Annotated in this window: 22 protein-coding genes and 1 tRNA gene; 11 read left to right on the top strand and 12 right to left on the bottom strand. The window is 66.9% G+C overall.

Going from position 1 to position 25,017, the window contains the following annotated elements:
- Nucleotides 1–40: 40 nt before the first annotated feature.
- Both HTA01S_RS17025 and HTA01S_RS17020 read right to left on the bottom strand, forming a co-directional pair.
- Complete coding sequence (locus tag HTA01S_RS17025) at nt 41–346, bottom strand: H-NS histone family protein (protein WP_068173936.1); 306 nt, start codon at nt 344–346, stop codon at nt 41–43.
- A gap of 60 nt (nt 347–406) precedes the next feature.
- Nucleotides 407–1,378 (bottom strand): RluA family pseudouridine synthase, encoded by a 972-nt coding sequence (locus HTA01S_RS17020; protein ID WP_322788366.1) that lies wholly within the window; start codon nt 1,376–1,378, stop codon nt 407–409.
- A 676-nt stretch (nt 1,379–2,054) separates the two neighbouring features.
- Here HTA01S_RS17020 and HTA01S_RS17015 point away from each other — a divergent pair.
- Nucleotides 2,055–5,018 (top strand): Rne/Rng family ribonuclease, encoded by a 2,964-nt coding sequence (locus HTA01S_RS17015; RefSeq protein ID WP_068173935.1) that lies wholly within the window; start codon nt 2,055–2,057, stop codon nt 5,016–5,018.
- Between the two features lie 147 nt (nt 5,019–5,165).
- On the opposite strand, the gene HTA01S_RS17010 is transcribed toward HTA01S_RS17015, so the two are convergent.
- From HTA01S_RS17010 to hemC, 4 genes are read right to left on the bottom strand one after another with little or no spacing between them, the layout of a single operon-like run.
- Nucleotides 5,166–6,449 (bottom strand): heme biosynthesis HemY N-terminal domain-containing protein, encoded by a 1,284-nt coding sequence (locus HTA01S_RS17010; protein ID WP_068173934.1) that lies wholly within the window; start codon nt 6,447–6,449, stop codon nt 5,166–5,168.
- A gap of 26 nt (nt 6,450–6,475) precedes the next feature.
- Nucleotides 6,476–7,690: a uroporphyrinogen-III C-methyltransferase gene (locus tag HTA01S_RS17005; protein WP_068173933.1), complete on the bottom strand. Its 1,215-nt coding sequence runs from the start codon at nt 7,688–7,690 to the stop codon at nt 6,476–6,478.
- On the bottom strand, nt 7,687–8,556 hold the full coding sequence (locus HTA01S_RS17000; protein WP_068173932.1) for a uroporphyrinogen-III synthase: 870 nt from the start codon (nt 8,554–8,556) through the stop codon (nt 7,687–7,689). The genes HTA01S_RS17005 and HTA01S_RS17000 overlap by 4 nt, the downstream gene beginning before the upstream one ends.
- 4 nt (nt 8,557–8,560) lie before the next feature.
- Nucleotides 8,561–9,523, bottom strand: coding sequence for a hydroxymethylbilane synthase (hemC, locus tag HTA01S_RS16995; RefSeq protein WP_157572175.1), 963 nt, complete (start codon nt 9,521–9,523; stop codon nt 8,561–8,563).
- Between the two features lie 135 nt (nt 9,524–9,658).
- Between hemC and ppc the strand changes: the two genes are divergently transcribed.
- The 7 genes from ppc to HTA01S_RS16960 all read left to right on the top strand — a co-directional run bounded on the left by ppc (nt 9,659) and on the right by HTA01S_RS16960 (nt 17,936).
- Nucleotides 9,659–12,499 (top strand): phosphoenolpyruvate carboxylase, encoded by a 2,841-nt coding sequence (ppc, locus tag HTA01S_RS16990; RefSeq protein WP_068173930.1) that lies wholly within the window; start codon nt 9,659–9,661, stop codon nt 12,497–12,499.
- 142 nt (nt 12,500–12,641) lie between these two features.
- Nucleotides 12,642–13,496 carry a 3',5'-nucleoside bisphosphate phosphatase gene (locus tag HTA01S_RS16985; protein ID WP_245638119.1) on the top strand — a complete coding sequence of 285 codons (855 nt, stop codon included), beginning with the start codon at nt 12,642–12,644 and terminating at the stop codon, nt 13,494–13,496.
- Nucleotides 13,496–14,407, top strand: coding sequence for a DMT family transporter (locus HTA01S_RS16980; RefSeq protein WP_068173928.1), 912 nt, complete (start codon nt 13,496–13,498; stop codon nt 14,405–14,407). The genes HTA01S_RS16985 and HTA01S_RS16980 overlap by 1 nt, the downstream gene beginning before the upstream one ends.
- Nucleotides 14,408–14,451: 44 nt before the next feature.
- Nucleotides 14,452–15,087 (top strand): L-threonylcarbamoyladenylate synthase, encoded by a 636-nt coding sequence (locus tag HTA01S_RS16975; RefSeq protein ID WP_068173927.1) that lies wholly within the window; start codon nt 14,452–14,454, stop codon nt 15,085–15,087.
- 85 nt (nt 15,088–15,172) lie between these two features.
- On the top strand, nt 15,173–15,841 hold the full coding sequence (locus HTA01S_RS16970; protein ID WP_068173926.1) for a site-2 protease family protein: 669 nt from the start codon (nt 15,173–15,175) through the stop codon (nt 15,839–15,841).
- Between the two features lie 22 nt (nt 15,842–15,863).
- Nucleotides 15,864–17,159, top strand: coding sequence for a tryptophan--tRNA ligase (locus HTA01S_RS16965; protein WP_068173925.1), 1,296 nt, complete (start codon nt 15,864–15,866; stop codon nt 17,157–17,159).
- Nucleotides 17,160–17,342: 183 nt separating this feature from the next.
- Entirely contained in the window at nt 17,343–17,936 is a 594-nt protein-coding gene (locus HTA01S_RS16960; RefSeq protein WP_084236197.1) for a LuxR C-terminal-related transcriptional regulator, read from the top strand.
- A 63-nt stretch (nt 17,937–17,999) separates the two neighbouring features.
- Here the strand turns inward: HTA01S_RS16960 and HTA01S_RS16955 are convergent, their stop codons facing one another.
- A complete protein-coding gene (locus HTA01S_RS16955) occupies nt 18,000–19,445 on the bottom strand; it encodes a sensor histidine kinase (RefSeq protein WP_068173924.1) in 1,446 nt (481 codons plus the stop codon).
- 105 nt (nt 19,446–19,550) lie between these two features.
- On the opposite strand from HTA01S_RS16955, the gene HTA01S_RS16950 reads away from it, so the two are divergent.
- A tRNA-Ser gene (locus tag HTA01S_RS16950) sits at nt 19,551–19,642 on the top strand.
- A gap of 52 nt (nt 19,643–19,694) precedes the next feature.
- Here the strand turns inward: HTA01S_RS16950 and serS are convergent.
- From serS to HTA01S_RS16935, 3 genes are all read right to left on the bottom strand, one after another.
- Nucleotides 19,695–21,014 carry a serine--tRNA ligase gene (gene serS, locus HTA01S_RS16945; RefSeq protein ID WP_068173923.1) on the bottom strand — a complete coding sequence of 440 codons (1,320 nt, stop codon included), beginning with the start codon at nt 21,012–21,014 and terminating at the stop codon, nt 19,695–19,697.
- Nucleotides 21,015–21,155: 141 nt separating this feature from the next.
- Nucleotides 21,156–22,127 (bottom strand): 4-hydroxy-3-methylbut-2-enyl diphosphate reductase, encoded by a 972-nt coding sequence (gene ispH / locus HTA01S_RS16940; RefSeq protein WP_068173922.1) that lies wholly within the window; start codon nt 22,125–22,127, stop codon nt 21,156–21,158.
- The gene (locus HTA01S_RS16935; protein WP_068173921.1) at nt 22,127–22,573 is read right to left on the bottom strand and encodes an FKBP-type peptidyl-prolyl cis-trans isomerase; all 447 of its coding nucleotides are present in this window, start codon (nt 22,571–22,573) and stop codon (nt 22,127–22,129) included. The genes ispH and HTA01S_RS16935 overlap by 1 nt, the downstream gene beginning before the upstream one ends.
- A 121-nt stretch (nt 22,574–22,694) precedes the next feature.
- Here HTA01S_RS16935 and radC point away from each other — a divergent pair, with 121 nt between their 5' ends.
- Together radC and HTA01S_RS16925 are read left to right on the top strand one after the other, a co-directional pair.
- Nucleotides 22,695–23,387, top strand: a complete 693-nt coding sequence (gene radC / locus HTA01S_RS16930; protein WP_068173920.1) for a RadC family protein — start codon at nt 22,695–22,697, stop codon at nt 23,385–23,387.
- A gap of 33 nt (nt 23,388–23,420) precedes the next feature.
- Nucleotides 23,421–24,056, top strand: a complete 636-nt coding sequence (locus tag HTA01S_RS16925) for a Smr/MutS family protein (RefSeq protein ID WP_068173919.1) — start codon at nt 23,421–23,423, stop codon at nt 24,054–24,056.
- On the opposite strand, the gene HTA01S_RS16920 is transcribed toward HTA01S_RS16925, so the two are convergent.
- Nucleotides 24,053–24,583: a retropepsin-like aspartic protease family protein gene (locus HTA01S_RS16920; protein ID WP_084236195.1), complete on the bottom strand. Its 531-nt coding sequence runs from the start codon at nt 24,581–24,583 to the stop codon at nt 24,053–24,055. The two genes, HTA01S_RS16925 and HTA01S_RS16920, sit on opposite strands and share 4 nt — an antisense overlap.
- Nucleotides 24,584–24,997: a group II truncated hemoglobin gene (locus HTA01S_RS16915; protein ID WP_068173918.1), complete on the bottom strand. Its 414-nt coding sequence runs from the start codon at nt 24,995–24,997 to the stop codon at nt 24,584–24,586. It lies immediately after the preceding gene.
- Nucleotides 24,998–25,017: the final 20 nt, after the last annotated feature.

The following is a 25,017-nucleotide window of genomic DNA, read 5'->3' as shown; positions in this document are numbered from 1 at the left end:
ACACCCGAAGGTGCCCTTGGCATGGACGGCGGCGGCTCCGTCAGATACGAAAGTCTTCGATGCTCTTGCCCGAAGCCAGCACGGCGCGCACCCATTCGGGCTTGCGGCCCGGGCCACCGGCCCAGAGTTCACCGTTGGGGCCACGGAACTTGGCCGGAGCGCTGGACTTGGACTTGCCGGCTTTCTTGCCACCCGTGGCACCACCCAGATCGGCCACAGTGATGCCGAATTGTTTCATCTTGGCTTTGATGTCTGCAATGACAGCGGACAGTTCATCCTTGCGGGCCTGTTCGGCTTGCGCCATCAGGGATTGTGCCTGCGCCATGAGTTCGGAATAGCTTGCCATTGATTTTCCTTTGATTGTGTCAACCGGTATTTCAGCATCCCAACGATGCTATGCGGCATTCTAATGCCTATTTTCAAGCCGCATCCATTTTTCAAGCTCCGGGGGCAATTCAATTTGTAACTCCAATGGCACACCTGACACCGGGTGCGAAAGTCGAAGCCGCCACGCGTGGAGAAACATGCGCTTGAGCCCCGATCTGCCCAATAGCCGATTGAGTTCAAAATCGCCATACTTGTCATCGCCTGCAATCGGATATCCAGCCGTAGCCAGGTGCACCCGGATCTGGTGCGTGCGCCCCGTCTTGATGGTGACTTCAAGGAGACTGAACCCGTCGGGCGACGCGACCTCCAGCCCCACAGGCGCCGGGATATGCCGAGCCACCTTGACCAGGGTGAGCGATCGCATACCGTCCGGATCCTCCTTGCCCACCACCTTGACACGCCGCTCGCCATCGGCCAGCAGGTATTTGTGCAGGGGCTGGTCCAGCACCTTGAGTTTGGCGGGCCAGTTGCCCTTCACCAGCGCCAGATAGGTCTTGCCGGTTTCGCGTTCACGAAACTGGTCCTGCAATGCCTTGAGTGCGCTCTTCTTCTTGGCGATCAACAGAATGCCGCTGGTTTCCCGGTCCAACCGGTGCACCAATTCGAGCAGACGGGCTTGTGGTCGTGCCTGCCGCATTTGCTCTATCACACCGAAGCTGACACCACTGCCGCCGTGCACCGCCACACCCGCGGGTTTGTCAATGGCCATGAATGCATCGTCTTCATACACCACGGGGAATTCGCGCGCCGGAGCGGGATTGGCCACTTTTTCTTCGGCGCGTTCCGACAGGCGAATCGGCGGAATGCGCAACACGTCGCCCGCCACCACCCGGTCGTCCGCGCCCACCCGTCCCTTGTTGCGCCGCACTTCGCCCGATCGGATGATGCGGTAGATGTGGGTCTTGGGCACCCCTTTGAGAATCCGGATGAGGAAGTTGTCGAGGCGCTGACCCGCCGACTCTTCGTCGACGGTGAGGTATTGAACGGCCACGGGAGCCGGTGTGGAAGACTTGAAACTCAAGGAAGTGCCGCCAGAAATTCGGGCCCCACGAGCCACAGGAGCGCACTATAATGTGCTGCGCCAGTCGTGTGCTGTAAGTGATTGATTTCCTTGAGTTTAAGGCAGTCGCCGCCAGCAGGCCTCCCCGCTTTGAATACCTGGGAGCCGATTGGACAATCGTTGCCACCCGCCGCACCCGGACTGGGTTGCCGCCCCTGAAGCACTCTTTGAAGAGGCCGGGTGCCGCACTCGTCAGGTGGAAGCTGCGGGCGAACCCGTCAGAAAACTGCGAACCCGAACACGGAATACCCCAATTGCCCAGCCCCGCTTCAGAGACGCCACAGGCGCTTTGAAAACCGGCTGGGTGAGGATGAAGTGAAGCCAGAGACACCACCGGCAAGATTCATGTCCCAGACAGCCATCAAGCCTTCCCTGCTCACCCAAGTCCACGCGCCTACGCCCTGACCCGGCGGTTCGACGTGGTACGCCACCGGCGTGCCCGACCTTTCGAACGCACTGCCTGCATCCCTGGTGAAGCCAGGCGGCAGCGGGTCATTGGCTCTCCGGCAATTCCTCCCCGTTTGCGCTTTTCCGCTGGTTCACGGCAGGTCGGTGCCTGGGTCTGTCCCGGCGCCATGTCAGTGTCAGAGAAAAAGGAAAACGCATCATGAAACGAATGTTGATCAACGCCACGCAGGCTGAAGAACGCCGCCTGGCGATCGTGGACGGGCAGAAACTGCTCGACTACGAAATCGAAATCGAAGGGCGCGAACAGCGCAAGGGCAACATCTACAAGGCGGTGGTCACGCGCGTCGAACCCTCGCTGGAAGCCTGCTTCGTCGACTATGGCGAAGAGCGCCATGGTTTCCTGCCGTTCAAGGAAATCTCGCGCCAGTATTTCGCCGCCGGCGTGCCCGTCAACCAGGCGCGCATCAACGACGTGATCAAGGAAGGCCAGGAACTGCTGGTCCAGGTCGAAAAAGAAGAGCGCGGCAACAAGGGCGCGGCACTGACCACCTTTGTCAGCCTGGCTGGCCGCTACGTGGTGCTGATGCCCAACAACCCGCGCGGTGGCGGCGTGAGCCGCCGCATCGAAGGCGAAGACCGCCAGGATCTCAAGGCTGCGCTCGACCAGCTTGAATACCCCAACGGCATGAGCATCATCGCGCGCACCGCCGGTATCGGCCGCGAAGCGCCCGAACTGCAGTGGGACCTGAACTACCTGCTCAAGCTGTGGAACGCCATCGACGGCGCCGCCAAGGGCGGCAAGGGCGCCTACCTGATCTACCAGGAATCGAGCCTGGTGATCCGTGCGATCCGCGACTACTTCAACAGCGACATCGGCGAGATCCTGATCGACACCGACGACATCTTCGAGCAGGCGCACCAGTTCATGAGCCACGTGATGCCCGAGCATGGGCATCGCGTGAAGCGCTACCGTGACGACGCGCCGCTGTTCAGCCGCTTCCAGATCGAACACCAGATCGAGACCGCCTACAGCCGCACGGTGAACCTGCCCTCGGGCGGCGCGATCGTGATCGACCAGACCGAAGCCCTGGTGGCGGTGGACGTGAACTCGGCACGCGCCATCAAGGGCGGCGACATCGAAGAGACCGCCACCCGTACCAACCTCGAAGCCGCCGACGAAGTGGCCCGCCAGGCCCGCCTGCGCGACCTGGGCGGCCTGATCGTGATCGATTTCATCGACATGGAAGAGTCGAAGAACCGGCGCGAAGTGGAAAACCGTTTGCGCGATGCGCTGCGCCAGGACCGCGCCCGTGTGCAGTTCGGCGCCATCAGCAAGTTCGGTCTGCTCGAAATGAGCCGCCAGCGCCTCAAACCCATGTTGAGCGAGGGTTCGTCCATCCCCTGCCCGCGCTGCGGTGGCTCGGGCCACATCCGCGACACCGAGAGTTCGGCGCTGCAAATCCTGCGCATCATCCAGGAAGAATCGCTCAAGGACAGCACGGCCGCCGTGCTGGTGCAGGTGCCGGTCGAAGTGGCCAGCTTCCTGCTCAACGAAAAGCGCACCGAGATCACCAAGATCGAACTCAAGCAGCGCATCAACGTGCTGCTGGTGCCCAACAAGTCGCTGGACACGCCGAACTACAAGCTCGAACGCCTGAAGCATGACGACCCGCGCCTGGACAACCTCGATGCCAGCTACAAACTCGCTGATGAGGTGGACGACGTGGCCAGCTTCACGCGCCGCAGCCAGGAACGCACCAACAAGCAGGAACCGGTGATCAAGGGCGTACTGCCCGACGGTCCCGCGCCCGTGGCGGCTCCCAAGCCGGAAGCCCCGGTGGCTGCGGCCCCCGTGGCCCCAGCACCTGTTGCACCTGCAGCCAAGGCTCCGGCTCCGGCCGAGAAGGGTTTCTTTGGATGGCTCAAGAGCCTGTTTGGTGGTGCCTCGGAACCGACGCCAGCGGTCGCAGAGAAGCCCGCTGTGGCTCCGGCCGCCAAGTCCGGAGACCGCGAACAGCGCCCCGAAGGTCGCCGTGAGGGCGGCCGCGACGGCCGCGGCCGTGGTGGTCGCAACGGCGCCGAGGGCCGCACCCCGCGCGAAGGCCGTGAAGGTGGCCGCGGTGGACGTGGTGGCGAAGGCCGCAGCGTGGAGGGCCGCCCGGAAAACCGTGAGGGTCGCGAAGGCGGCCGCAATGGTGAACGCCGTGGCGAGAACCGGGTAGAGAGTCGCGGCGAAGGCCGAGGCGAGGCACGCGGTGAATCCCGTGGTGAGGGCCGCAATGGTGGCCGCCGGGACAACCGCCGCGAGGCCGTGCCGGTTGTCGATGTCGCGCAAGGCACCGAACAGCTGCTGAACGCCGCACCGACCGCGGGCACTGAAACGCCCGAAGCGGCCGAAGCCCAACGGCGCGAACGCCGCCCACGCAATGACAACCGTCGCCGCCCCCAAGAGGGCAACGATGCAGCACCACAAGCTCTGAACGAAGCCACCGCCCAGCGCGTGGAACAGGACGCCCAGGCCAATGCCGAAGCTTCGGCACCCGCCGCAGAGGCTGGCGATGCCGACAACGGTGGCCAGCGTGCCCCGCGCGAACGCCGCAGCCGTGACCGCTATGGCCGTGACCGCCGCGAACGTGCTCCGCGCGACGCCACCGCCCCGGAAGGTGACGACAGCACCGCTCCAGGCACCCCGGTGAACCCGAGCGAGGAAGCCGTGTCCGAGGCCCCGGTGCGCAGCAGCTACTTCAGCCTGCCGGTGGAGCCCACCCCCGTGGCACCGGTGGTGGAGGCGGTTGAACCCATGGTCGAACCGGTTCCCGTGCTGGCTGCCGCTCCAGCGCCTCGCCCGGCACCCGCCCCTGTGGCACGCAGCAACGCCCCCGCTCCTGCGGAGGCTCCCGTCGCCCGCGGCCTGCCCAAGGTGCAACCGTTCACGGTGTCGATCGAGGAGTTGAACCAGGTGGCACAGGCCAGCGGTCTGAAGTGGATCAACTCCGACGCCGACAAGGTGGCCCAGGTGCAAGCGGCCATTGCCGCCGAACCCAAGCCGATCCATGTGCCACGCGAGATCAAGCCGGTGGTGCTGCCCGACGATGGCCCGCTGGTGCTGGTGGAGACGCGCAAGGACCTGCGCAACATGCCGCTGCCGTTCGAAGCCCAGTGAGACCCTGCCCTGCTGCGGCAGGGTGCCCCACCCCTCCAACAAAAACGCCGGTCGACATCGACCGGCGTTTTTTTGTGTCCACGAAACCTGGTGTGGGCACCTGGGCGGGTGCGCAGTACCGAACTGCGACCCGAGCAGGGATATCGGTCAGTTCAACAAAGCAGCCTTCTTCCAAGCCCCCTGCGCGGTGGCCTCGTCGCCCCGCTCTTCGGCCAGCAGGGCCAGGGCGCACCAGGTGCGGCGCAGCAGGCCTGGCTCGAGCAGGCTGTGGCTCGCCTGACCCAGCAATTGGGCGGCCTTGCCCCAGAGCTGGCGCTGCATGCAGGCCTGCCCCGCGAGGTATTGCAGATACGCGTTGTTGGGCATCTGGCGCTGGGCCTGCTCCAGGCGCGCCAGCCAGGTGGCGTCGAGTTGGGGAAGTCCGGGTTCCAGTGCCAGCACCAGTTGTCGCTGCTGCCCGGCATCCAGGGCTTCGAATCCTTGCCACACCGGCTCCAGCCAGGTCCGGGCCAGGTCCGCCGCCTGCACGCGGTCAGACTCGCTGACCAACGGGTCGGCCACCAGTTGGTTGGCACGTTGTGCGGCCGCCAGCGCCAGTTCGGGCATGACCTGCTCGCTGGCGTCCAGCCCATTCCACACCTCCTGCAATTGCGGCAAGTCATGCGCCTCGTGCAAGACGTCGAGCACCAGCCCCCTCACGATGCTGCGCGAAGCCTCGGGCGAAAACGCGCGGTGCTTGGCCAGCAGGCGCGCAGTTTCCAGCGCCTCCGCGGTGGCCCCACCGAGCCGCGCGACACGCAGCTTCAGGCGCAGCGCCTGGGTGCGACGCGCCGCACCCTGTGGCAGCTCGGCCAGGCGGCTGCGCGCTGCACCGTGATCGCGGTCTTCCACCGCCCAGCGCACGGCACGCAGCAGCGCGCCCTCGACGGCTTCGGGTGCGCTGCGGGCCAGTCTGGGCTGCAGTGCAGCCTGCAGGTTGGCATCGCGCCGTTCGCGGTTCTGCAGCGACTGCGCACTCTCGGCCAACAACAGGTGCGCCAGCAGTTGCAGCTGTTCACGCCGGGGCCAGGGGGTCGATGTGGCGGACTTCAGCTGGTCCAGCGCCTGCTGGGCCGCCGCCTGGGCGCGCACGAAACGACCCGACAGCTGGAGCGACAAGGCGTCCATCACGGCACCCACCACTGCCCGTTCGATCTGCTGACTGCGCCAACGCTGCGCCTGCGCGGGCAGATCGCGCAAGGCCCCGAAGGCCCGCAGGGCCAGGTGCAAGAGCACAAAGCCCGCCACCAGGGCAAACAACACGAAGTTGAAGGAAACGTCGAAACGGTAGGGTGGCCAGAAAAGCGTGAGCGTGGCCGCGTTGTGTCCCACCAGCAAGGCCAGCGCCACGGCCAGCGTGGCCAGCCCGAGCAGCCAGAACACACTGCGCATGGCCCCGCCCTGTCGTCTGCCGGTCATCAGCGCCCTCCGGCGGCGGCGGCCAGCGCAGCCAGGGTTTCGTCGGGACGCGGCAACTCGTTGTCCACCAGGTCCTTGCGCAACTGCGCGAGTGCGTGTTGTGCACCACCCACCAACGGCGAGGTGGTGTCGAAATAGCGCACCATCGCGGCCTCCACCGCCTTCACGTCGGCCTGGCTGGAGGTCAGATGCCGGGCCAGCAGGCCCAGACGGGCGTTGAGCAGTTTGAGCTTGAGATTCTCTCGCAGGAAAAAGGCCTGTTCGGGCGCCATGAGGGCGGCCTCCGGGCGGTCGATACGGCTGACCCGCACCAGCTCACGCCCACTGCGCGTGACGTCGGCCCAAATGCGGGCCCAGAGGGTCCGCCAGGCCTGCGATACCTGGGCCCAACCCCGACCCAACGCGTCGCCATCGGGGGGTGGCGAGGTTTCGGTCGATGCGGTGGCCGCGGCATCGCTGCCGCCGGCGGTTGCCGCAGGGGTCGCACCAACTGCCGGGGCCGCTTTGCCCCCCGCCTTCGGGGTGGCCTTCTTGATCACGCGGGCGCGGGGCCCCACTTCGTTGAGGACCGGCCATTCGTCCACCTGGCGCGCCAGTTCGTCCAGCCGCAGCACCAGGCCGGGAATGTCGGCCAGCGGTGCTTTCTGGATACGGTCGATATCGCGCGCAATGGCGCGCTGCACCGGGTTCAGACGGGGTTGGGCCGCGCGAGCGATGCGCTGGTCAGCCGCCTGCAGAGCGGAGATCAGCGGCTGGGCCGTGCCCGTGAGCTGTGCCTGCTGTTGCGCCAGACGCAGCGCCGACTCCAGATCCTGGACCAGGTTGTCGTCGCGCGAGCGCGAAAGGGTAAGCATGAGTTCTTCGAGCTGGCTGCGCTGCAGGCTCACCTCGGACAGCCGCACCTCCGCCACCGCCAGCCGGGCCTGCAGCTCCTGCGTCAGGGCCTCGGCCTGGGCGGCCAGTCGGCGCGCGTCAGCGGCCTGCGTTGCGCTGTCCTGGCTGCGCCGCGCGAGTTCCTGCTGGGTGGAGCCGAGCTTTTCCCACAGCAGGCCACTCATGACCAGCGCCAGGGTTGCCAACACCATGGCCAACGCCGCCAGCCAGCGACCGGAGCGCGGAGACCCGGCCACCGACGCCGTGACGGGTGTCACCGGGGCCGCACCGCCAGCGGCGGATGGCGCAGAGAGAGGGGTATCGGATTGGGTCTGGCTCATGGGCGGCTCCAGTTCGATTCTAGAGCGCGCAGCACGTCGGGCAAGGCTGGGCGGGTTTCCATCACCCGGCCGAAGCCGGCCGCGCGCGCGGCGGCCGCGATGCGGGGGTGCGTGACCAGCGCTGTCGCGCCTGTCCAGTCGTGTTCTGGCGCGACGGTCTGCAGGTGCGCCAGAGCTTCCGAGCTGCTGAACAGCCAGACGCTGCCGGTGGCACCAGCGGCGTCAACCTGTGCACGCTGGGCACCGTCCCACACCGGCGCATGGCGCTCATAGGCCACGCAGGCTTCCACCCGGGCGCCCGCGGCTTCGCAACGACGGATCAGCCAGTCGCGGCCATTGCCGGCCAACGCACCAGCGCCCGGCTCGGCCGGCGCGTCCGAGGATGCACCACGCACGATCAACACGAAGGAACCGGCACGCAGCTGCGGCGCGACCACCGGCCACAAGGCTTCGGAATCGAACTGCGCCGCATCGACCGGCGGGGCGTCGATCTGAGCGGCCCCCAGGCCCAGCGGCGCCAGCGCCTGGGCAAGCACACGCGCCGTGCCGGGCCCCGGGGCCCAGAACCGGGTGTGCACTGCGTCGGGCACGCGCACGGGCATGGCCGGCGACCAGAAGTGACCCACCGCAGCGGCGCTCACGAACATGATGGCATCGGCCTCGAACCAATGGGCCCGCCAGTGCGCCAGCGTAGCCAGCTGCGCCGGATCATGGGGTTCGGTGATCTCAATCAGTGGCAGGGCCTGCGCCGGCCAGCCCTGGGCCCTCAGCGCCTCCACCCAGATGCCAGCCTCCGACGCGGGCCGCGTGACGATGAGCCGCTCCAGCGGGCTCGCTCCGGGCCGCTGGGCGGGTGCCGCGGTCAAGGCTTCAATCCCCCACGGCGGGAGGCTGGGCACCGGCCGCCCGCAGGGCCTCGGCCACACGCTGGCCCAGGGCCTCGGCCTGCGCCAGATCGTGCACCGGAGCCTGCTCGCTGACCCGCACCACACCTTGCAGACCTTCGGGGTCGCCCCAGGCGGCGTCGAGCCGCAGCTGACCCGACTCGGCCGCTTCCCATTGGGCATAGGCCGCCAGCGGCATGGAGCAACTGCCGCCCATGGCACGCGACACCGTGCGCTCGGCCGCCACGCGGTGCCACGTTGGCAAGTGCACCAGCGGCGCCAGCGCCTGGATGAGATCGGGCCGGTCGGCCCGCACCTCGATGCCCAGCGCGCCCTGCCCGGCGGCGGGCAAGGAATCGGCGGGTTCAAAAACGTGGCGGATGCGGCCGGACAGGCCCAGGCGCTTGAGGCCCGCGGCGGCCAGCACGATGGCGTGGTACTGACCTTCGTCGAGCTTGCGCAGGCGGGTGTCCAGGTTGCCACGCAACGGTTCGATGCGCACGTCGGCACGGCCGAGCGCGTCGAGCGCTTCACGCAACAGCACCAGGCGGCGCAGGCTGGACGTGCCCACCACCGCGCCCTGGGGCAGCTCGGACAGCGAAGCGCACACCGAAGACACCCAGGCGTCGCGCGGGTCCTCGCGCTCCATCACGCAGGCCAGCACGAAACCATCGGGCAGGTCCATCGGGACGTCTTTGAGCGAATGCACGGCCATGTCGGCGCGACCTTCTTCGAGGGCGACCTCCAGCTCCTTCACGAAGAGCCCCTTGCCCCCCACCTTGGACAGGCTGCGGTCCAGGATCTGGTCGCCCTTGGTGGTCATGCCCAGCAGGTTCACCCGGTGCCCCTTTTGCTCCAGCAGCGCCTTGACGTGCTCGGCCTGCCACAGGGCGAGACGGCTTTCGCGGGTGGCGATGGTGATGGACAGCGCGGGGGGGGTGTTTGAAATCGACACGGCAAAGGATCACGAAAGATCATGCCCGAAGGGGCGTTTCCGTACCCGCTTGGTAACGGGAAGGGCAACTTTGGATGCTAGCATGGCCGCTGCCAAAAATACCAGCAACCCCCACCCGACACGCCCGCCATGAGCCGATCGCCAGCCCGTCCCGTCGCCACCTCTCCCGCCCGCCCCGCCCCCACACGGAGCGCCACCCGGGCCGACAAAGACCAGCCGCTGATCGACGACATCCGGCTGCTCGGGCGCATCCTGGGCGACGTGATCCGCGAACAGGAGGGGCAGGCCGCCTACGATCTGATCGAGCAGATCCGCCAGCTCTCGGTGGCGTTCCGGCGGCATGCCGACCAGTCGGCCGACAAGGCGTTGAAGAAACTGCTCAAAGGCCTCAGCGGCGACCAGACCGTGAGCGTGATCCGCGCCTTCACCTACTTCAGTCATCTGGCCAACCTGGCCGAAGACCGGCACCACATCCGGCGCCGCGCCGTGCACGAGCGGGCCGGCGATCTGCAGGAAGGCAGCCTGGCCATGACGCTGCAACGGTTGAAAAAAGCCGGTATCGCGCCGGACCAGATCGTGCAAACGCTCGCAGAGGCCCACATCTCGCCGGTGCTCACCGCCCACCCCACCGAAGTGCAGCGCAAGAGCATCCTGGATGCCGAGCGCGCCATCGCCCATCTGCTGGCCGAACGCGAACACCTGTTGCCGCGCGACCAGGCCGACTTCGACGCCCGGCTGCGCGCCCACGTGACCCAGCTCTGGCAGACCCGTCTGCTGCGCTTCACCAAGCTGACCGTGGCCGACGAGATCGAAAACGCGCTCAGCTATTACCAAGCCACCTTTCTGAAGCAGATCCCCCGCATCTACCGCGACCTGGAGGAAGGCCTGGGCGACAGCGTGGCGCCGTTTCTGCGCATGGGCCAGTGGATCGGTGGCGACCGCGATGGCAACCCCAACGTCACCGCCCAGACGCTGGAGCTCGCCCTGCACAGCCAGGCCGACCTGGTGCTGCGCCACCACCTGACCCAGGTGCACCTCCTGGGCGCCGAGCTGTCCGTGTCCGCCATGCTGGCGCGTGTGAGCCCCGAGATGCAGGCACTGGCCGAACGATCGCCCGACACCAACGCGCACCGCCAGGACGAGCCGTACCGCCGCGCCCTCACCGGCATGTACGCGCGCCTGGCCGCCACCTTGCAAAAGCTGACCGGCGGCGAGGCCGCACGCCACGCTGTGGCACCCCAGCAACCCTATGACAACGCCGGTGAGTTCCTCGCCGACCTGCGCACCATCGAAGCCTCGCTGGAGGCGAACCACGGCGCGGCCCTGGCGCGCGCGCGACTGCATCCCCTGATCCGCACCGTCGAGGTGTTCGGCTTTCACCTCGCCACCATCGACCTGCGCCAGAGCTCGGACCAGCACGAGGCCGTGGTGGCCGAGCTGCTGGCCACCGCACGCATCGAACCACACTATTCGCAACTGGACGAAGCCGGCAAACGCGCCCTGCTGCTGCGCCAGCTCAACGACGCGCGACCGCTGCGCGTGCCGGGCGCGGCCTATTCCGCCCACACCCTGGGCGAGCTGGCGATCTTCGAGAACGCCCGCAGCGGGCGCGAACGCTTTGGCGCGCAGGCCATTCGCCACTGCATCATCAGCCACACCGAAACCGTGAGCGATCTGCTCGAAGTGCTGGTGCTGCAGAAAGAAGCCGGCCTGATGCGCGGCCTGCTGCAGGAAGACGCGCGCTGCGACCTGATCGTGGTGCCGCTGTTCGAAACCATCGAAGACCTGCGCAACGCCGCGCCCATCATGCGCGACTACTATGCCCTGCCGGGCGTGCGCGCCATGGTGCAGCGTGGCGCCACGGACGGCTACTGCGAGCAGGACATCATGCTCGGCTACTCCGACAGCAACAAGGACGGCGGCATCTTCACCAGCAACTGGGAACTCTACCGTGCCGAGACCGATCTGGTCGAACTGTTCGACGCGCTGAACCTGGACGCGCCGCAGAAGATCGGCCTGAGAATGTTCCATGGCCGCGGCGGCACCGTGGGGCGCGGCGGCGGCCCGAGCTACCAGGCCATCCTGGCCCAGCCCCCCGGCACGGTACGCGGTCAGATCCGCCTGACCGAGCAGGGCGAGGTGATCGGCTCCAAATACGCCAACCCGGAGATCGGCCGGCGCAATCTGGAAACCCTGGTGGCCGCCACGCTCGAAGCCACGCTGCTGCAACCCACGCGCAACGCCCCCAAGGCCTATCTGGACGCTGCAGCCGAACTCTCGACCGCCAGCATGTCGGCCTACCGCGCGCTGGTCTACGACACCCCGCGCTTCGCCGAGTACTTTTTCGCCGCCACGCCGATCCGCGAGATCGCCGAGCTCAACATCGGCTCGCGCCCGGCCTCGCGCAAGGCCACCCAGAAGATCGAAGACCTGCGCGCCATTCCCTGGGGATTCAGCTGGGGCCAGTGCCGCCTGACGCTGCCCGGCTGGTACGGCTTTGGTTCGGCCGTGCAGACCTTTCTGCACCGCGACGGCCCCCAGGGCGTGGCGAAACAGAAAGCCCTGCTGCAGAAGATGGTGAAACAGTGGCCGTTCTTCAGCACCCTGCTTTCCAACATGGACATGGTGCTGGCCAAGAGCGATCTGGCCCTGGCCTCGCGCTACGCCGAACTGGTGCCCGACAAACGACTGCGCACCAAGGTCTTCACCGCCATCGAAGCGGAATGGCACCGCACCGCCGACGCGCTCTCGCTGATCACGGGCGAGAAACACCGGCTGGTGAACAACGCCGCGCTGCAGCGCTCCATGCGCCACCGCTTCCCCTACATCGACCCGCTGCACCACCTGCAGGTGGAGCTGGTGCGGCGCTACCGCGCGGGGGAGAACCAGGCCGATCGCGACGAAAAGGTGCGCCGCGGCATCCACATTTCCATCAACGGCATTGCTGCGGGCCTGCGGAACACGGGCTGACCCCCCGCACCGGCCCCAAGGGGGCAACACCTGCGGCCGGGCGAAGCCCGTTGCACGGTGTTCCGGGTGGCAGTCACCTCACTCGTTTCAGGTTTTGCTCCTCGGGTCAGCACGGCGACCCCGTCAACCCTAAAATGAATCGGTGACCCACATGCTCAACGCCGACCTCCACTGCCATTCCATCGTCTCCGACGGCACCCTCACGCCGGAGGCGCTCGCGCAGCGCGCCCAGGCCAACGGGGTGGAACTCTGGTCGCTGACCGACCACGACGAAATCGGTGGTCAGGCCCGCGCCCTGGCAGCCGCCCAGGCGCTGGGGCTGCGCTACATCACCGGCGCCGAGGTTTCTGTCACCTTCGCCGGCACCACGGTTCACATCGTCGGGCTCGGCATGGACCCGGACCACCCCGGGCTGGTGAACGGTCTGCGCGCCACACGCGGTGGACGCGAGCAGCGCGCCCGCGCCATGAGCGACGACCTGGCCCGCGTGGGCATACCCGGCGCCTACGAAGGCGCCCTGAAGTACGTGGACAACCCCGAACTCATCTCGCGCACCCACTTCGCGCGCTACCTGGTGGAGGCCGGCGTGTGCCGCGACACCAACGAGGTGTTCCGCAAATTCATCACCGAAGGCAAACCCGGCTTCGTGCCGCACCGCTGGGCCTCATTGGGCGATGCCGTGGGCTGGATCACGCAGGCCGGTGGCATGGCGGTGATTGCCCACCCGGGGCGCTACAAGCTCACCGCCAACGAAGAGTTCGCCCTCTTCACCGAATTCAAATCGCACGGCGGCCAGGGCGTGGAGGTGGTGACCGGCGCCCACGGCCAGGCCGACTATGTGAAGTACGCCGGCTATTGCCACGAGTTCGGTCTGGCGGCCTCACGCGGCAGCGACTTCCACAGCCCCGAGGAAAGCCATACCGATCTGGGCAAGCTGCCCGACCTGCCCGGCAGCGTCACGCCGGTGTGGGAGCTGCTGCAGTCGCGCATCCACTGATGGGCGCGCCGTCTTCCCCGCGCGGGAACACGCACGCGATGCTGGGCATCGTGTTTCTGGTCAGTGCCACGGCCTGCTTCGCCGTGCTCGACACCGCCGTGAAATACGTCGGGGCCTTCGTCTCGGTCCTGGTCGCGGTCTGGTTCCGCTACACCTTCCAGGCGGTCGCGGTCACGGCCGTCATGCTGCCGATGCGTGGGCGCTCACTGCTGCGCACGGCGCACCCGCGCTTTCAGTTGCTGCGGGGAGCCCTGTTGCTGCTGGTCAGCGTGCTGTCGTTCATCAGCGTGCAATACATGCCGGTGGGCGAGTTCACCGCCATCGTCATGATCACCCCCCTGGTGGTCACGCTGCTGGCGGCGCTGCTGTTGAAGGAACGCGTGAGCGCACTGCGCTGGGTGCTGGTCACCGGGGGGTTTGTCGGCGCCCTGCTGGTGGTGCAACCCGGGGGCGACGTGATCGGCTGGGCCAGCCTGCTGCCGCTGCTGATGGTGTTCACCTACGCCTGGTTCCAGATCCTCACCAGCCAGATGGCCCGCACCGAAGACCCCATGACCATGCACTTCTACACCGGCTGGGTCGGCGCGCTGCTGGCCAGCGCGGCGCTGCCGCTGGCCTGGCAGGCCATGCCCGACATGCGGACCTTTGCCCTGCTGTGCGTGGTCGGTCTAATGGGCACGGTGGGCCACTTCCTGCTGATCCTGGCCTTTGCACGCACCCGGGCCTCCACGCTCACACCCTACCTGTACGCGCAGATCGGTTTCGCCATGTTCTGCGGCTGGCTGGTGTTTGACCACGTTCCCGGCCGGTTCGAACTCGCGGGCATCGCCATGATCGTGCTGTGCGGCGCCAGCGCGAGCTGGCTCACCGCGCGCGACCAGCGCCTGCCGGTGGACCAGCCGGAGGCCTGAGCCGCCCCGGTGCACGACGCGGCGAGCCTCGTCACAATACGGGCATGTCCCAGTATTTCGAAGTCCATCCCGAGAACCCGCAACCTCGACTGCTCAAGCAGGCGGTGCAATTGCTGGAGCGCGGCGGCGTGCTCGCCGTGCCCACCGATTCGAGCTACGCCCTGGTCTGCCACCTCGATGACAAGGCCGCGGCCGACCGGCTGCGCCGCATCCGCCAGGTGGACGACAAACACCACCTGACCCTGCTGTGCCGCGACCTGAGCGAACTCGCCAGCTACGCCAAGGTGGACAACCGCCAATACCGCCTGCTCAAGCTGGCCACGCCCGGGCCCTACACCTTCATTCTGGAGGCCAGCAAGGAAGTGCCCCGGCGCCTGAGCCACCCGTCACGCAAGACGATTGGCCTGCGCGTGCCACGGCACCACAGCCTGCTGGCGCTGCTGGAACTGCACAACGGCGCGCTGCTCGCCACGACCCTGATCCCCCCCGGCGAAACCGCGCCGCTGAACGATGCGCAGGAGATTCGCGAGCGTTTCGAGCACGACATCGCGGGGGTGATCGACGCGGGCGCCTGTGCGCTCGAACCCACCACCGTGATCGACCTCACCCCCATGGGCACCGGCGGCGAACCCGAGGTGGTGCGCATCGGCCAGGGCGCCCTCGACCCTCTGGGTCTCTGAAATCCACCAGCCGGTCACGCGTGCCCCCCGGCCCCCGGGGAGCGCGCGCCCATCTGGGACAATAGCGCTTTGCCCGACGCCCGCCATGGATTTCGCCCAGATCGTTCAGACCATTGCCCTGTACGCCATTCCCGTGCTGTTCGCGATCACGGTGCATGAAGCGGCACACGGTTACGCGGCACGCCATTTCGGCGACAACACAGCCTACGCCCAGGGTCGCATCACGCTCAACCCGCTCAAGCACATCGACCCGCTGGGCACGATCGCGATGCCGCTGCTGCTGTACTTCGCGACCTCGGGCGCCTTCCTGTTCGGCTACGCCAAACCGGTGCCGGTCAACTTCGGCCGTCTGCGCAATCCCAAACGTGACATGGTCTGGGTCGCCCTCGCCGGCCCTGGTGCGAATCTGGCCCAGGCCATTCTCTGGACCCTGCTGATCTACCTGCTGGTGGCCCTGGGCGTGGAAGAACGTTTCTTTCTGGAAATGGCCCGCGCCGGCGTGCTGGTCAACCTGGTGATGTTCGCCTTCAACCTGTTCCCGCTGCCACCACTGGACGGCGGCCGCATCCTGGTGGGACTGCTGCCTTGGAAGCAGGCCGAACTGGTTTCGCGTGTCGAGCCCTGGGGCTTTTTCATCGTGATGGCGCTGGTGATCAGCGGCGTGGTCGGCAACCTCTGGCTGTACCCGCTGATGGGCATCACCAACAGTGCCATCGAAGTGCTGCTCACGCCCCTGCGCATGCTGATTCTTTAATATTCCCGTTCCCTTCCCGTCCATGAAAACCTTGCGCGTCCTCACCGGAATCACCACCTCGGGCACGCCCCACCTGGGCAATTACGTGGGCGCCATCCGCCCCACGGTGCGTGCCAGCCGCCTGGCCGAAGTGGAAAGCTACTACTTCCTGGCCGACTACCACGCCCTCATCAAGGTGGGCGACCCGGCGCGCGTGCAGCGCTCCACGCTGGAGATCGCCGCCACCTGGCTGGCCTGCGGCCTGGATCCGGAGAAGGTCACCTTCTACCGTCAGTCCGACATTCCCGAAATCCCCGAACTCACCTGGCTGCTGACCTGCGTGACCGGCAAAGGCGTGCTCAACCGTGCCCACGCCTACAAGGCCTCGGTGGACAAGAACACCGCCGCCGGCGTCGACCCCGATGCGGGTGTGACCGCCGGCCTCTTCATGTACCCGGTGCTGATGGCGGCCGACATCCTGATGTTCAACGCCCACCAGGTGCCCGTGGGCCGTGACCAGATCCAGCACATCGAGATGGCGCGCGACATGGCGGCCAGCTTCAACCACCTGTACGGCGAACACTTCACGCTGCCCGACGCCGCCATTGAAGACCACGTGGCCACCCTGCCGGGGCTCGACGGCCGCAAGATGAGCAAGAGCTACGACAACACCATCCCGCTGTTCGTGCCGCGCGAACAGCTGAAAAAACTCATCATGGGCATCGTGACCGACTCGCGCGCGCCCGGCGAACCCAAGGACACCGAAGGTTCGGCGCTGTTCCAGCTCTACCAGGCCTTTGCCTCGACGGAAGAAACCGCCGCGCTGGCCCAGGCCTATGCCAACGGCATCGCCTGGGGCGACGCCAAGCAGGTGCTGTTCGAGCGGCTGGACCGCGAAATCGCGCCCCTGCGCGCGGTGTACGACGAACTGATCCAGAACCCGGCACAGATTGAAAAGACCCTGCAGGCGGGCGCCGAAAAGGCCCGGGCCGTGGCCACCCCGTTCACGGCCCGGTTGCGCCATGCCGTGGGTCTGCGCCGGCTGGACGCCGTGCCCTCCGCCGGCAAGGCCTCCAAGGCCGGCAAGGTCGCCGCGCCCAGCTTCAAGCAGTACCGCGAAACGGACGGGCAGTTCTATTTCAAGCTGCTGGACGCCAAAGGCCTGCTGCTGCTGCAAAGCACCGGATTTGCCTCGCCCAAGGAAGCCGCACAAACCATTGCCCGGTTGCAGCAAGGCGGCAGCGTGGTGCTGCCCGAGCTTCAGGCCTGCCTGAGTCTGCATGCCGATGCCCAGGCCGTGAGTGAGGCGCTCGATCACTTCGTGCGCCCCGCCGACTGAGGCCCCAGCGGTATGGGGGAAAGCGACTCCAGCGGCCCGCAGCTGCTGCGTTCCGACCAAGCGCCACCCCGGAGTCAGAGCAAAAAAACAAGGACAGCATTCGGACGCTATTCGCTATCGCCAAACACCGCCAATGCCGATATGCTGTCACACTGAAACCAAATATCTACAGCACACCCCGCCATGAGTATTTTTGTCATTGACGATCACCCGCTGATGCGCGAAGCCGTCGTCATGTTGCTGCGCCGCCTGCGTTCCTCCACCCAGGTGATCGAGTTGGAGCGTCTGGCCTCGGTGAGCAAGGCGATTGCCGAACACGGCGAGCCCGAACTGGTGTGCCTGGACTTGAAGCTGCCCGACACCAATGGTGTTTCGGGCGTGCGCGAAATACGACAGATGTTGCCCGACACCTCGCTCATCGTGCTGTCGGCCTCCCCCGCCTCCGACTACGAAGACCTGGCGCGTGAAGCCGGTGCCGACGCCTATGTGGAGAAGTCCGCCGGCGCGGCCCAGATCGGCAAGGTTCTGCGCGAGTTCCTGGCCGACGAGGTTGAGGACGAGAACGCACCCACCATTCCCGAAAAGCTGTCCAAACGGCAGAAACAGCTGCTGGTCATGCTCGACCGGGGCCTGAGCAACCGCGATATCGCCGAACAGCTGCAGATCAGCGAACACACCGTCAAGGTGCACCTGTGGCGCCTGTTCAGGCGCCTCAACGTCAAGAGCCGCTCGCAAGCCAGCCATCTGGCACGCACCGCAGGTCTGCTCGACCTCTGAGTCGGATCCGAATCGGGAGAACGGGCCCAGCGCCCGTTCATTTACCGCACACCCCCTGCCCGTTCAGCGCAGGTCCATGAATTCCGAGTTCAACACCACCGTCGGCACCAGTTCGTCTGGCTGGCCGTTCTGGGTGTAGGCCGGCAACATCAGGCGGAACACGCTGCCTTTGTGCTCCACCGACGTCAGCGCCAGCTGGTAGCCCATGAGGGTGGTCAGCTTGGAAACGATCGTCAATCCCAGGCCCAGGCTGTCCTCGGTACCCTGGTGCTGCGACACCCGGAAAAACTCCTGAAAGATCGCCTGCTGGTGCTCGCGGGCGATGCCCACGCCGGTATCCCACACCTCGAACACCAGCATGTCCTCGCGGTGACGCAGGTCCAGCAGGACCCCTCCCCGATGGGTGTGGCGCAGGGCGTTGGACAGCAGATTGCCCAGGATGCGGCGCAGCACCACCGGGTCGGCCCAGATCGTCGTGGGGCGCGTGTGGGTCTTGAGCTTGAGCGACTTGCCCGCCGCGACCGGCTCGAACTGCAGGGCCAGATCGGCAAACAGCTGGCGCACGTCCACGTGCTGCAGGCGCACCTTGTAGTTGCCCGCGTCGATGCGGGTCAGGTCGAACAGCGAGTCGAACAGCTCGTTGATGGCCCGGGTGGACTGCAGGATGCGCGGCGAAATTTCACGCGCCATCTCGGGCTCGGTGGCCAGCCAGTCGGCGTACAGGCTCAGCGCGTGCACGGGTTGGCGCAGGTCGTGCGCGGCGGACGCCAGAAACCGGTTCTTGGTGGCCACGGCGCGCAACGACGCACGGGTCTGCAGCGTCAGCGAATCGATGAGCTCCTGGTTGGAGAACTGCAGCTCGAAACTGGAGCGGTACACCTCGTGCAACCGTCTGCCCGCGATCAGCAACAACCACCAGAACACCATCAGCAGCGCCATCAAGGCCACACCGGTTTCCAGCGCGCCCACCTCTCCCACCGCCCGGAGGGTATTGACCAACAACCCCAGCATCACGGACAGCAGCAGGGCATGGACATAGGCCCGGAAGATGGGCAGATACGCGCTGTAGGAGGTCAGGGCCAACAACCCTTGACCGAGCACCATGAGCCCATAGACAAACTGCGTCGTGATGCTGGCCAGTTGGTAGGTCAGAAGCACGCCGCCGCCCCACAGGAAACCCATGGCAGCCCAGGACCACTGGTAGCGGCGAACGAAGTCCATCCGCTGGGGGCCCTCGCTGCTGTCGTGGCGCAGGCGGTAGATGCCGATCAGGCGGTAGCGGTAGACCAACATCGCCACCAGCAGGCCGATCCAGACCGACAGGACCACCAGATCCACCTCGCCCACCATCAGGAACACCAGCACGGGCAACGCCATGCCGGCCGCCAGCAGCGAGGGCACCATGTTGTCCATCAGGACCGAGATCAGCTGGGAATTCACCCATTGGTCACGCACCTCGACGGTGGCGGGCACGTGCTGGTAGGTGGCAGGCTGGGTGTCGACGAGCATGGGAGGTGAAGGAGCGTAAGCCGGCATTGTCGCACCCAGGTGTTCTCCGGTGAACCGCCAAAAAAAACCGTCTTCGGTCCTGCTAGAATCATGGGCTTCGACACAGGAGAGATGGCAGAGTGGTCGAATGCACCGGATTCGAAATCCGGCGTACAGGTATTCCTGTACCGAGGGTTCGAATCCCTCTCTCTCCGCCAAATGCAAAAGCCCCGCACTGCGGGGCTTTTTCTTGGGCGCGCCGCTGGCGCGTCAGGCCGCGGCCAGGCGCTCCACGCCACCCATGTAGGGTCGCAGCGCCTCGGGCACGGTCACGCTGCCGTCGGCGTTCTGGTTGTTCTCCAGCACCGCCACCAGCGCGCGACCGACCGCCAGGCCGGAACCGTTGAGCGTGTGCACCAGCTCGTTCTTGCCCTGGTCGTTCTTGAAGCGCGCCTGCAGGCGGCGCGCCTGGAAGGCCTCGCAGTTCGACACCGAGCTGATCTCGCGGTAGGTACCCTGCGCCGGCACCCAGACTTCCAGGTCGTAGGTCTTGCTGGCGCCAAAGCCCATGTCGCCGGTGCACAGGCTCATCACGCGGTACGGCAGGCCCAGCTTCTGTAGGATGACCTCGGCGTGGCCGGTCATGGCCTCCAGCGCTTCGTAGCTCTTCTCGGGGTGCACGATCTGCACCATCTCGACCTTGTCGAACTGGTGCTGGCGGATCATGCCGCGCGTGTCGCGCCCAGCGCTGCCGGCTTCGGAGCGGAAGCACGGGGTGTGGGCCGTCATCCTGATCGGCAGCTCGGCTTCGGCCAGCACGGTGTCGCGCACCACGTTGGTCAGCGTCACCTCGCTGGTGGGGATCAGGTAGAGCGCCTGGGTGTCGGGCATCTCTTCACCCTCCTGCCCGCCCTTCTTGACGGCGAACAGGTCGCCTTCGAACTTGGGCAACTGGCCGGTGCCGCGCAGGGTCTCGCCGTTGACGATGTAGGGCGTGTAGCACTCGGTGTAGCCGTGTTCCTGCGTCTGCACGTCGAGCATGAACTGGGCGAGCGCACGGTGCAGGCGGGCGATGGGGCCGCGCATGAAGGTGAAGCGTGAACCGGCCAGCTTGACGCCGGTGTCGAAGTCCAGGCCCAGCTTTTCGCCGATGTCCACGTGGTCACGCACCTCGAAGTCAAAGCTGCGGGGCGTGCCCCAGCGGCGCACTTCCACGTTGCCGTCTTCGCCCGCACCGACCGGCACGCTTTCGTGCGGCAGGTTGGGCACGGCCAGCAGCAGGTTCTGCAGCTCGGCCTGGATGACTTCCAGCCGCGTGCCGGAAGCTTCCAGCTCGGCCTTCATCGCGCCCACCTGTGCCATCACCGCGTCGGCCTCGGCGTGTTGGCCCTTGCCCTTGAGCATGCCGATCTGCTTGGACAGGCTGTTGCGCTGGCTCTGCAGCTCTTCGGTGCGCGTCTGCAGCGTCTTGCGCTCGGTCTCCAGCGCGCGGAAAGCGTCCACGTTCAGGAAGGCCTGGGGCTGTTTGCGGGTCTCGAGCCGGGCGATCACGGCGTCGAGGTCTTTTCTCAGTAGGACGATGTCAAGCATGGGGAAATTGTAGTTTTGAGGCCGGGCGGTCCGCGTCGCATGCAACGGTCCAACCGGGGAACGCCGCCGGGCCGGCTTTGCCGGACGGCTGGTGGCGCCCCCTAGAGGGGGTAGCGCGAAGCGCTGCGGGGGTGGGTCATCCTAGTGCAGATGTTCGATCAGTGAAGGGCTATCGCCATCGATCCTCAGCCCCTTGGGCAGCGGGAACTTGACCGTCTCGGTCAGGCCTTCCATGGTGCGCACCGAGATCGCGCCCAGGGCCTTGATGCGGTCGATCACCTGGCGCACCAGGATCTCGGGCGCCGAGGCGCCAGCCGTCAGGCCCACGCGGGAGCGGCCTTCGAACCACTCGGCCTGCAGCTCGTCGGCGCTGTCCACCATGTGGGCTGGTGTGCCGAGCTTGAGCGCGACCTCGCGCAGGCGGTTGCTGTTGGAGCTGGTCGGGCTGCCGACCACGATCACCACGTCCACCTGCGGGCTGAGCAGCTTGACGGCGTCCTGCCGGTTCTGCGTGGCGTAGCAGATGTCCTGCTGCTTGGGCTCGCGCACGCTGGGGAAACGCGCCTTCACCGCGGCCAGGATGCCGGCCGCGTCGTCCACGCTCAGGGTGGTCTGCGTCACCACCGCGAGTTTCTGTGTCTGCGCCGGCGACACGCGGGCCACGTCGGCCGCGTCTTCGACCAGGTGAATGCCGCTGTCGAGCTGGCCCATGGTGCCCTCGACCTCGGGGTGGCCCTTGTGGCCGATCATGATGAATTCGAAGCCTTCCTTGTGCAGCTTGGCCACCTCCACGTGCACCTTGGTCACCAGCGGGCAGGTGGCGTCGAAGATGTTGAAACCCCGCGCCTGCGCTTCCTGTTGCACGGCCTTGCTCACGCCGTGGGCGGAAAACACCAGCGTGGCGCCGGGCGGCACGTCGGACAGTTCTTCGATGAAGATCGCGCCCTTGGCCTTGAGGTCGTTGACCACATAGGTGTTGTGCACGATCTCATGGCGCACATAGATGGGCCGACCAAACTTGGCCAGCGCGCGCTCGACGATCTCGATGGCGCGGTCCACGCCCGCGCAGAAACCGCGCGGTTCGGCCAGCAGGACTTCTTTGGGCTCGTCCATCACAGCACCCCGATCAGCTGCACTTCAAAGTGCACCGGCTGGCCCGCCAGCGGGTGGTTGAAGTCGAACAGCACCGCGCCATCTTCACGCACCTCCACGGCCGAGCCGGCGTAGTTGCCCAGGCCATCGGGCGTGGGGAACTGCACCACGTCACCGGCCGCGTACTGCTCGTGCGGGTCACCCAGCTCGCTCAGCAGCTTGCGCGCGACCCACTGCACCATGTCCGGCTGGCGCTCACCGAAGGCCTCGCCGGCTTCGAGCTCGATCACCGTGCGGCTGCCCTCCTCCAGGCCGATCAGCCGCTGCTCGATGGCCGGTGAAAGCTGCCCGGAGCCGAGGCTCAGCGTGGCGGGCTGGCCCTCGAAGGTGTCAATGATCACCTGGCCCTGCGGCCCGGACATGCGGTAGTGCAGGGTAAGGAAGGAGCCTTCTTGAACGTGAGCCATGGGTCTTGGGGGAGGTTGGAATACGGTGAACCGGTACAGCGCGCCTCGCACGGGTGGAAGCGGGTTTGTGAGCGGCAACTCCGCCTATTGTAAAAAGCAGGCTGATCCAGGGAGGAAAAACATGAATGGCCTTGCCAGTACCGGGCTGAAAAGCCTGCCCCACGACGCGCGCCCGCGCGAAAAACTGCTCGCGCGCGGGCCATCGGCGCTCAGCGACGCCGAACTGCTGGCGCTGCTGCTGCGCACCGGAATCCAGGGCAAACACGTGGTGCAGCTCGCGCAGGAGCTGCTGAACACCTTCGGCGGCGTGGGTGGCCTGCTGCACACCGGTGCCGAGGCGCTCAAGGTCATCAAGGGCCTGGGGCCGGCCAAACGCGCCGAGGTGGTGGCCGTGCTCGAACTCGCGCGCCGCGCGCTGGCGCAGGAGTTGCAGCAGAAAGCCCTGTTCGACAGCCCGAAGGCGGTGCGCGAATACCTGCAGCTGCAGCTGGGCGCACGCAACCACGAGGTGTTTGCCGTGCTGTTCCTGGACAGCCAGAACCGGCTGATCGCGCTCGAAGAACTGTTTCGCGGCACGCTGACGCAGACCAGCGTCTACCCGCGCGAAGTGGTGCTGCGCGCCCTGCACCACCACGCCGCCGCCGTGGTGCTCGCACACAACCACCCCAGCGGCACCGCCCAGCCCTCGCGCGCCGACGAAGCGCTCACCCAGTCGCTCAAGGCCGCGCTGTCTTTGGTGGACGTGCGCGTGCTGGACCATTTCATCGTGACGCGCGAGCAGGCGGCGTCGATGGCCGAACTCGGTCTGATCTGAAGGTCTTGGCGCCTGCGCGAAAATCGCGCCACCATGAAACTGCGCTCGCTCGCCGAACTCAAGACGCTGCAGAAGGTGATCGCCCAGCGGGTAGCCGCCGAGGCAGCGGTGCGCGAGGCCGAGCGCCTGCGGCTGCAGCGGCTGGACCGGGAAACGCGCCTGTTCGAGCTGGCGGTGGGTCCGGTGCGGCCTCTGGTCGGCGCACGGCGCGTGCACCACCCGCCGAGACCCGTGGAGCCGGCGCCCCGCCAGCGCCAACTGGACGAGGCGTCCGTGATGCGCGAGGCGCTGTCGGACGACTTCGACGTCGAAACCCTGCTGCACACCGACGACCAGTTGAGCTTTCGCCGCCCGGGCCTGGGGCCGGACGTGACGCGCAAACTGCGCGAGGGCCGCTGGAGCATCCAGCGCCAGATCGACCTGCACGGTCTGCGCGTTGACGAAGCACGCGAAGCGCTGGGCCGCTTCATCCGCGAAGCGCACCAGCTGGGTCTGCGCTGCGTGCGCGTGGTGCACGGCAAGGGCCTGGGCTCGCCTGGCCGCGCACCGGTGCTCAAGGGCCGGGTACAGCGCTGGCTGGTGCAGAAAAACGAGGTGCTGGCCTTCGTGCAGGCGCGGCCGGCCGAAGGCGGCGCCGGGGCGCTGGTGGTGTTGCTGCGCCCGGCCTAACGTGGACTCAAACGCATCTCGCCCTGCCGGATGTGGATGTCGAAGCGCGAGAGGAAGCTCTGCCCCAGCAGCGCCTCTCCGCTCTCAAGCCCCACCAGCCCGACCGCGACCTGCGTCGCAGCGAGCCCCAGATGCCCCGCCTGCACCGGCACACGCCGCAACATGCGGCCTTGCAACTCGCCGTTGGCGGTCTGAAAGGTCACGCTCTGCCCGCCATCGAGGCCCGCCATGCGGGCAAAGGCCTCGCTCACCGTGACCGTGCTGGCTCCGGTGTCGACCAGGAATTCCACCGGCTGCCCGTTGACCCGGCCGGCGACGCGGAAGTGGCCATCGGGGCCGCGCGGAATCACCAGCTCGCCGGCCCCACCTTCATGGGCCATATAGCGGGCCTGCTGGCGCTGCTCGACCTGATCAAAGACGAGGTACAACAGCCCCATCAGCACCAGCCAGAAGGCCGCGATGGCCAACGCGCCCCGCCGCGTGGTGCGCGCCACGAGACGGCCGGGTTCGGGTGGCTGCGGGTCCAATCAGGCGCTCCCGGGGCGGTTGCGCATCCAGTCGGCGGTCTTGAAGAAGCTGTCCTTCAAGCGGGCGCGCAGGTCTTCGGGCACGCCCGTCTCGCCCATGGCCTGGTCCATGCAGGCCAGCCACTGGTCGCGTTCGACGACGCCGATGGAAAACGGCATGTGGCGCTGGCGCAGGCGCGGGTGGCCGAAGCGGTCTTCGTAGTGCGAGGGGCCGCCCAGCCAGCCACAGAGAAACCAGAACAGCTTCTGGCGCGCATCGTCCAGCGTATTGCCATGGCTCGCACGCAGCTCGCGGTAGCCGGGCTCGATGTCCATCAGGTCGTAGAAGCGGTCCACCAGCGCGCGCACGCGCGCTTCGCCGCCGATCCATTCAAACGGGGTGGTGGGTGATGCAGCGGTCTCGGATGAGGTCATGGGAGTGGATGAAGAAGGTG

Origin of the sequence: Hydrogenophaga taeniospiralis CCUG 15921, from assembly GCF_001592305.1 — a bacterium.
Taxonomy (GTDB): domain Bacteria; phylum Pseudomonadota; class Gammaproteobacteria; order Burkholderiales; family Burkholderiaceae_C; genus Hydrogenophaga; species Hydrogenophaga taeniospiralis.
Note: the sequence above shows the minus strand (reverse complement) of the source record. Positions and strands in the feature narration are given on the sequence as shown.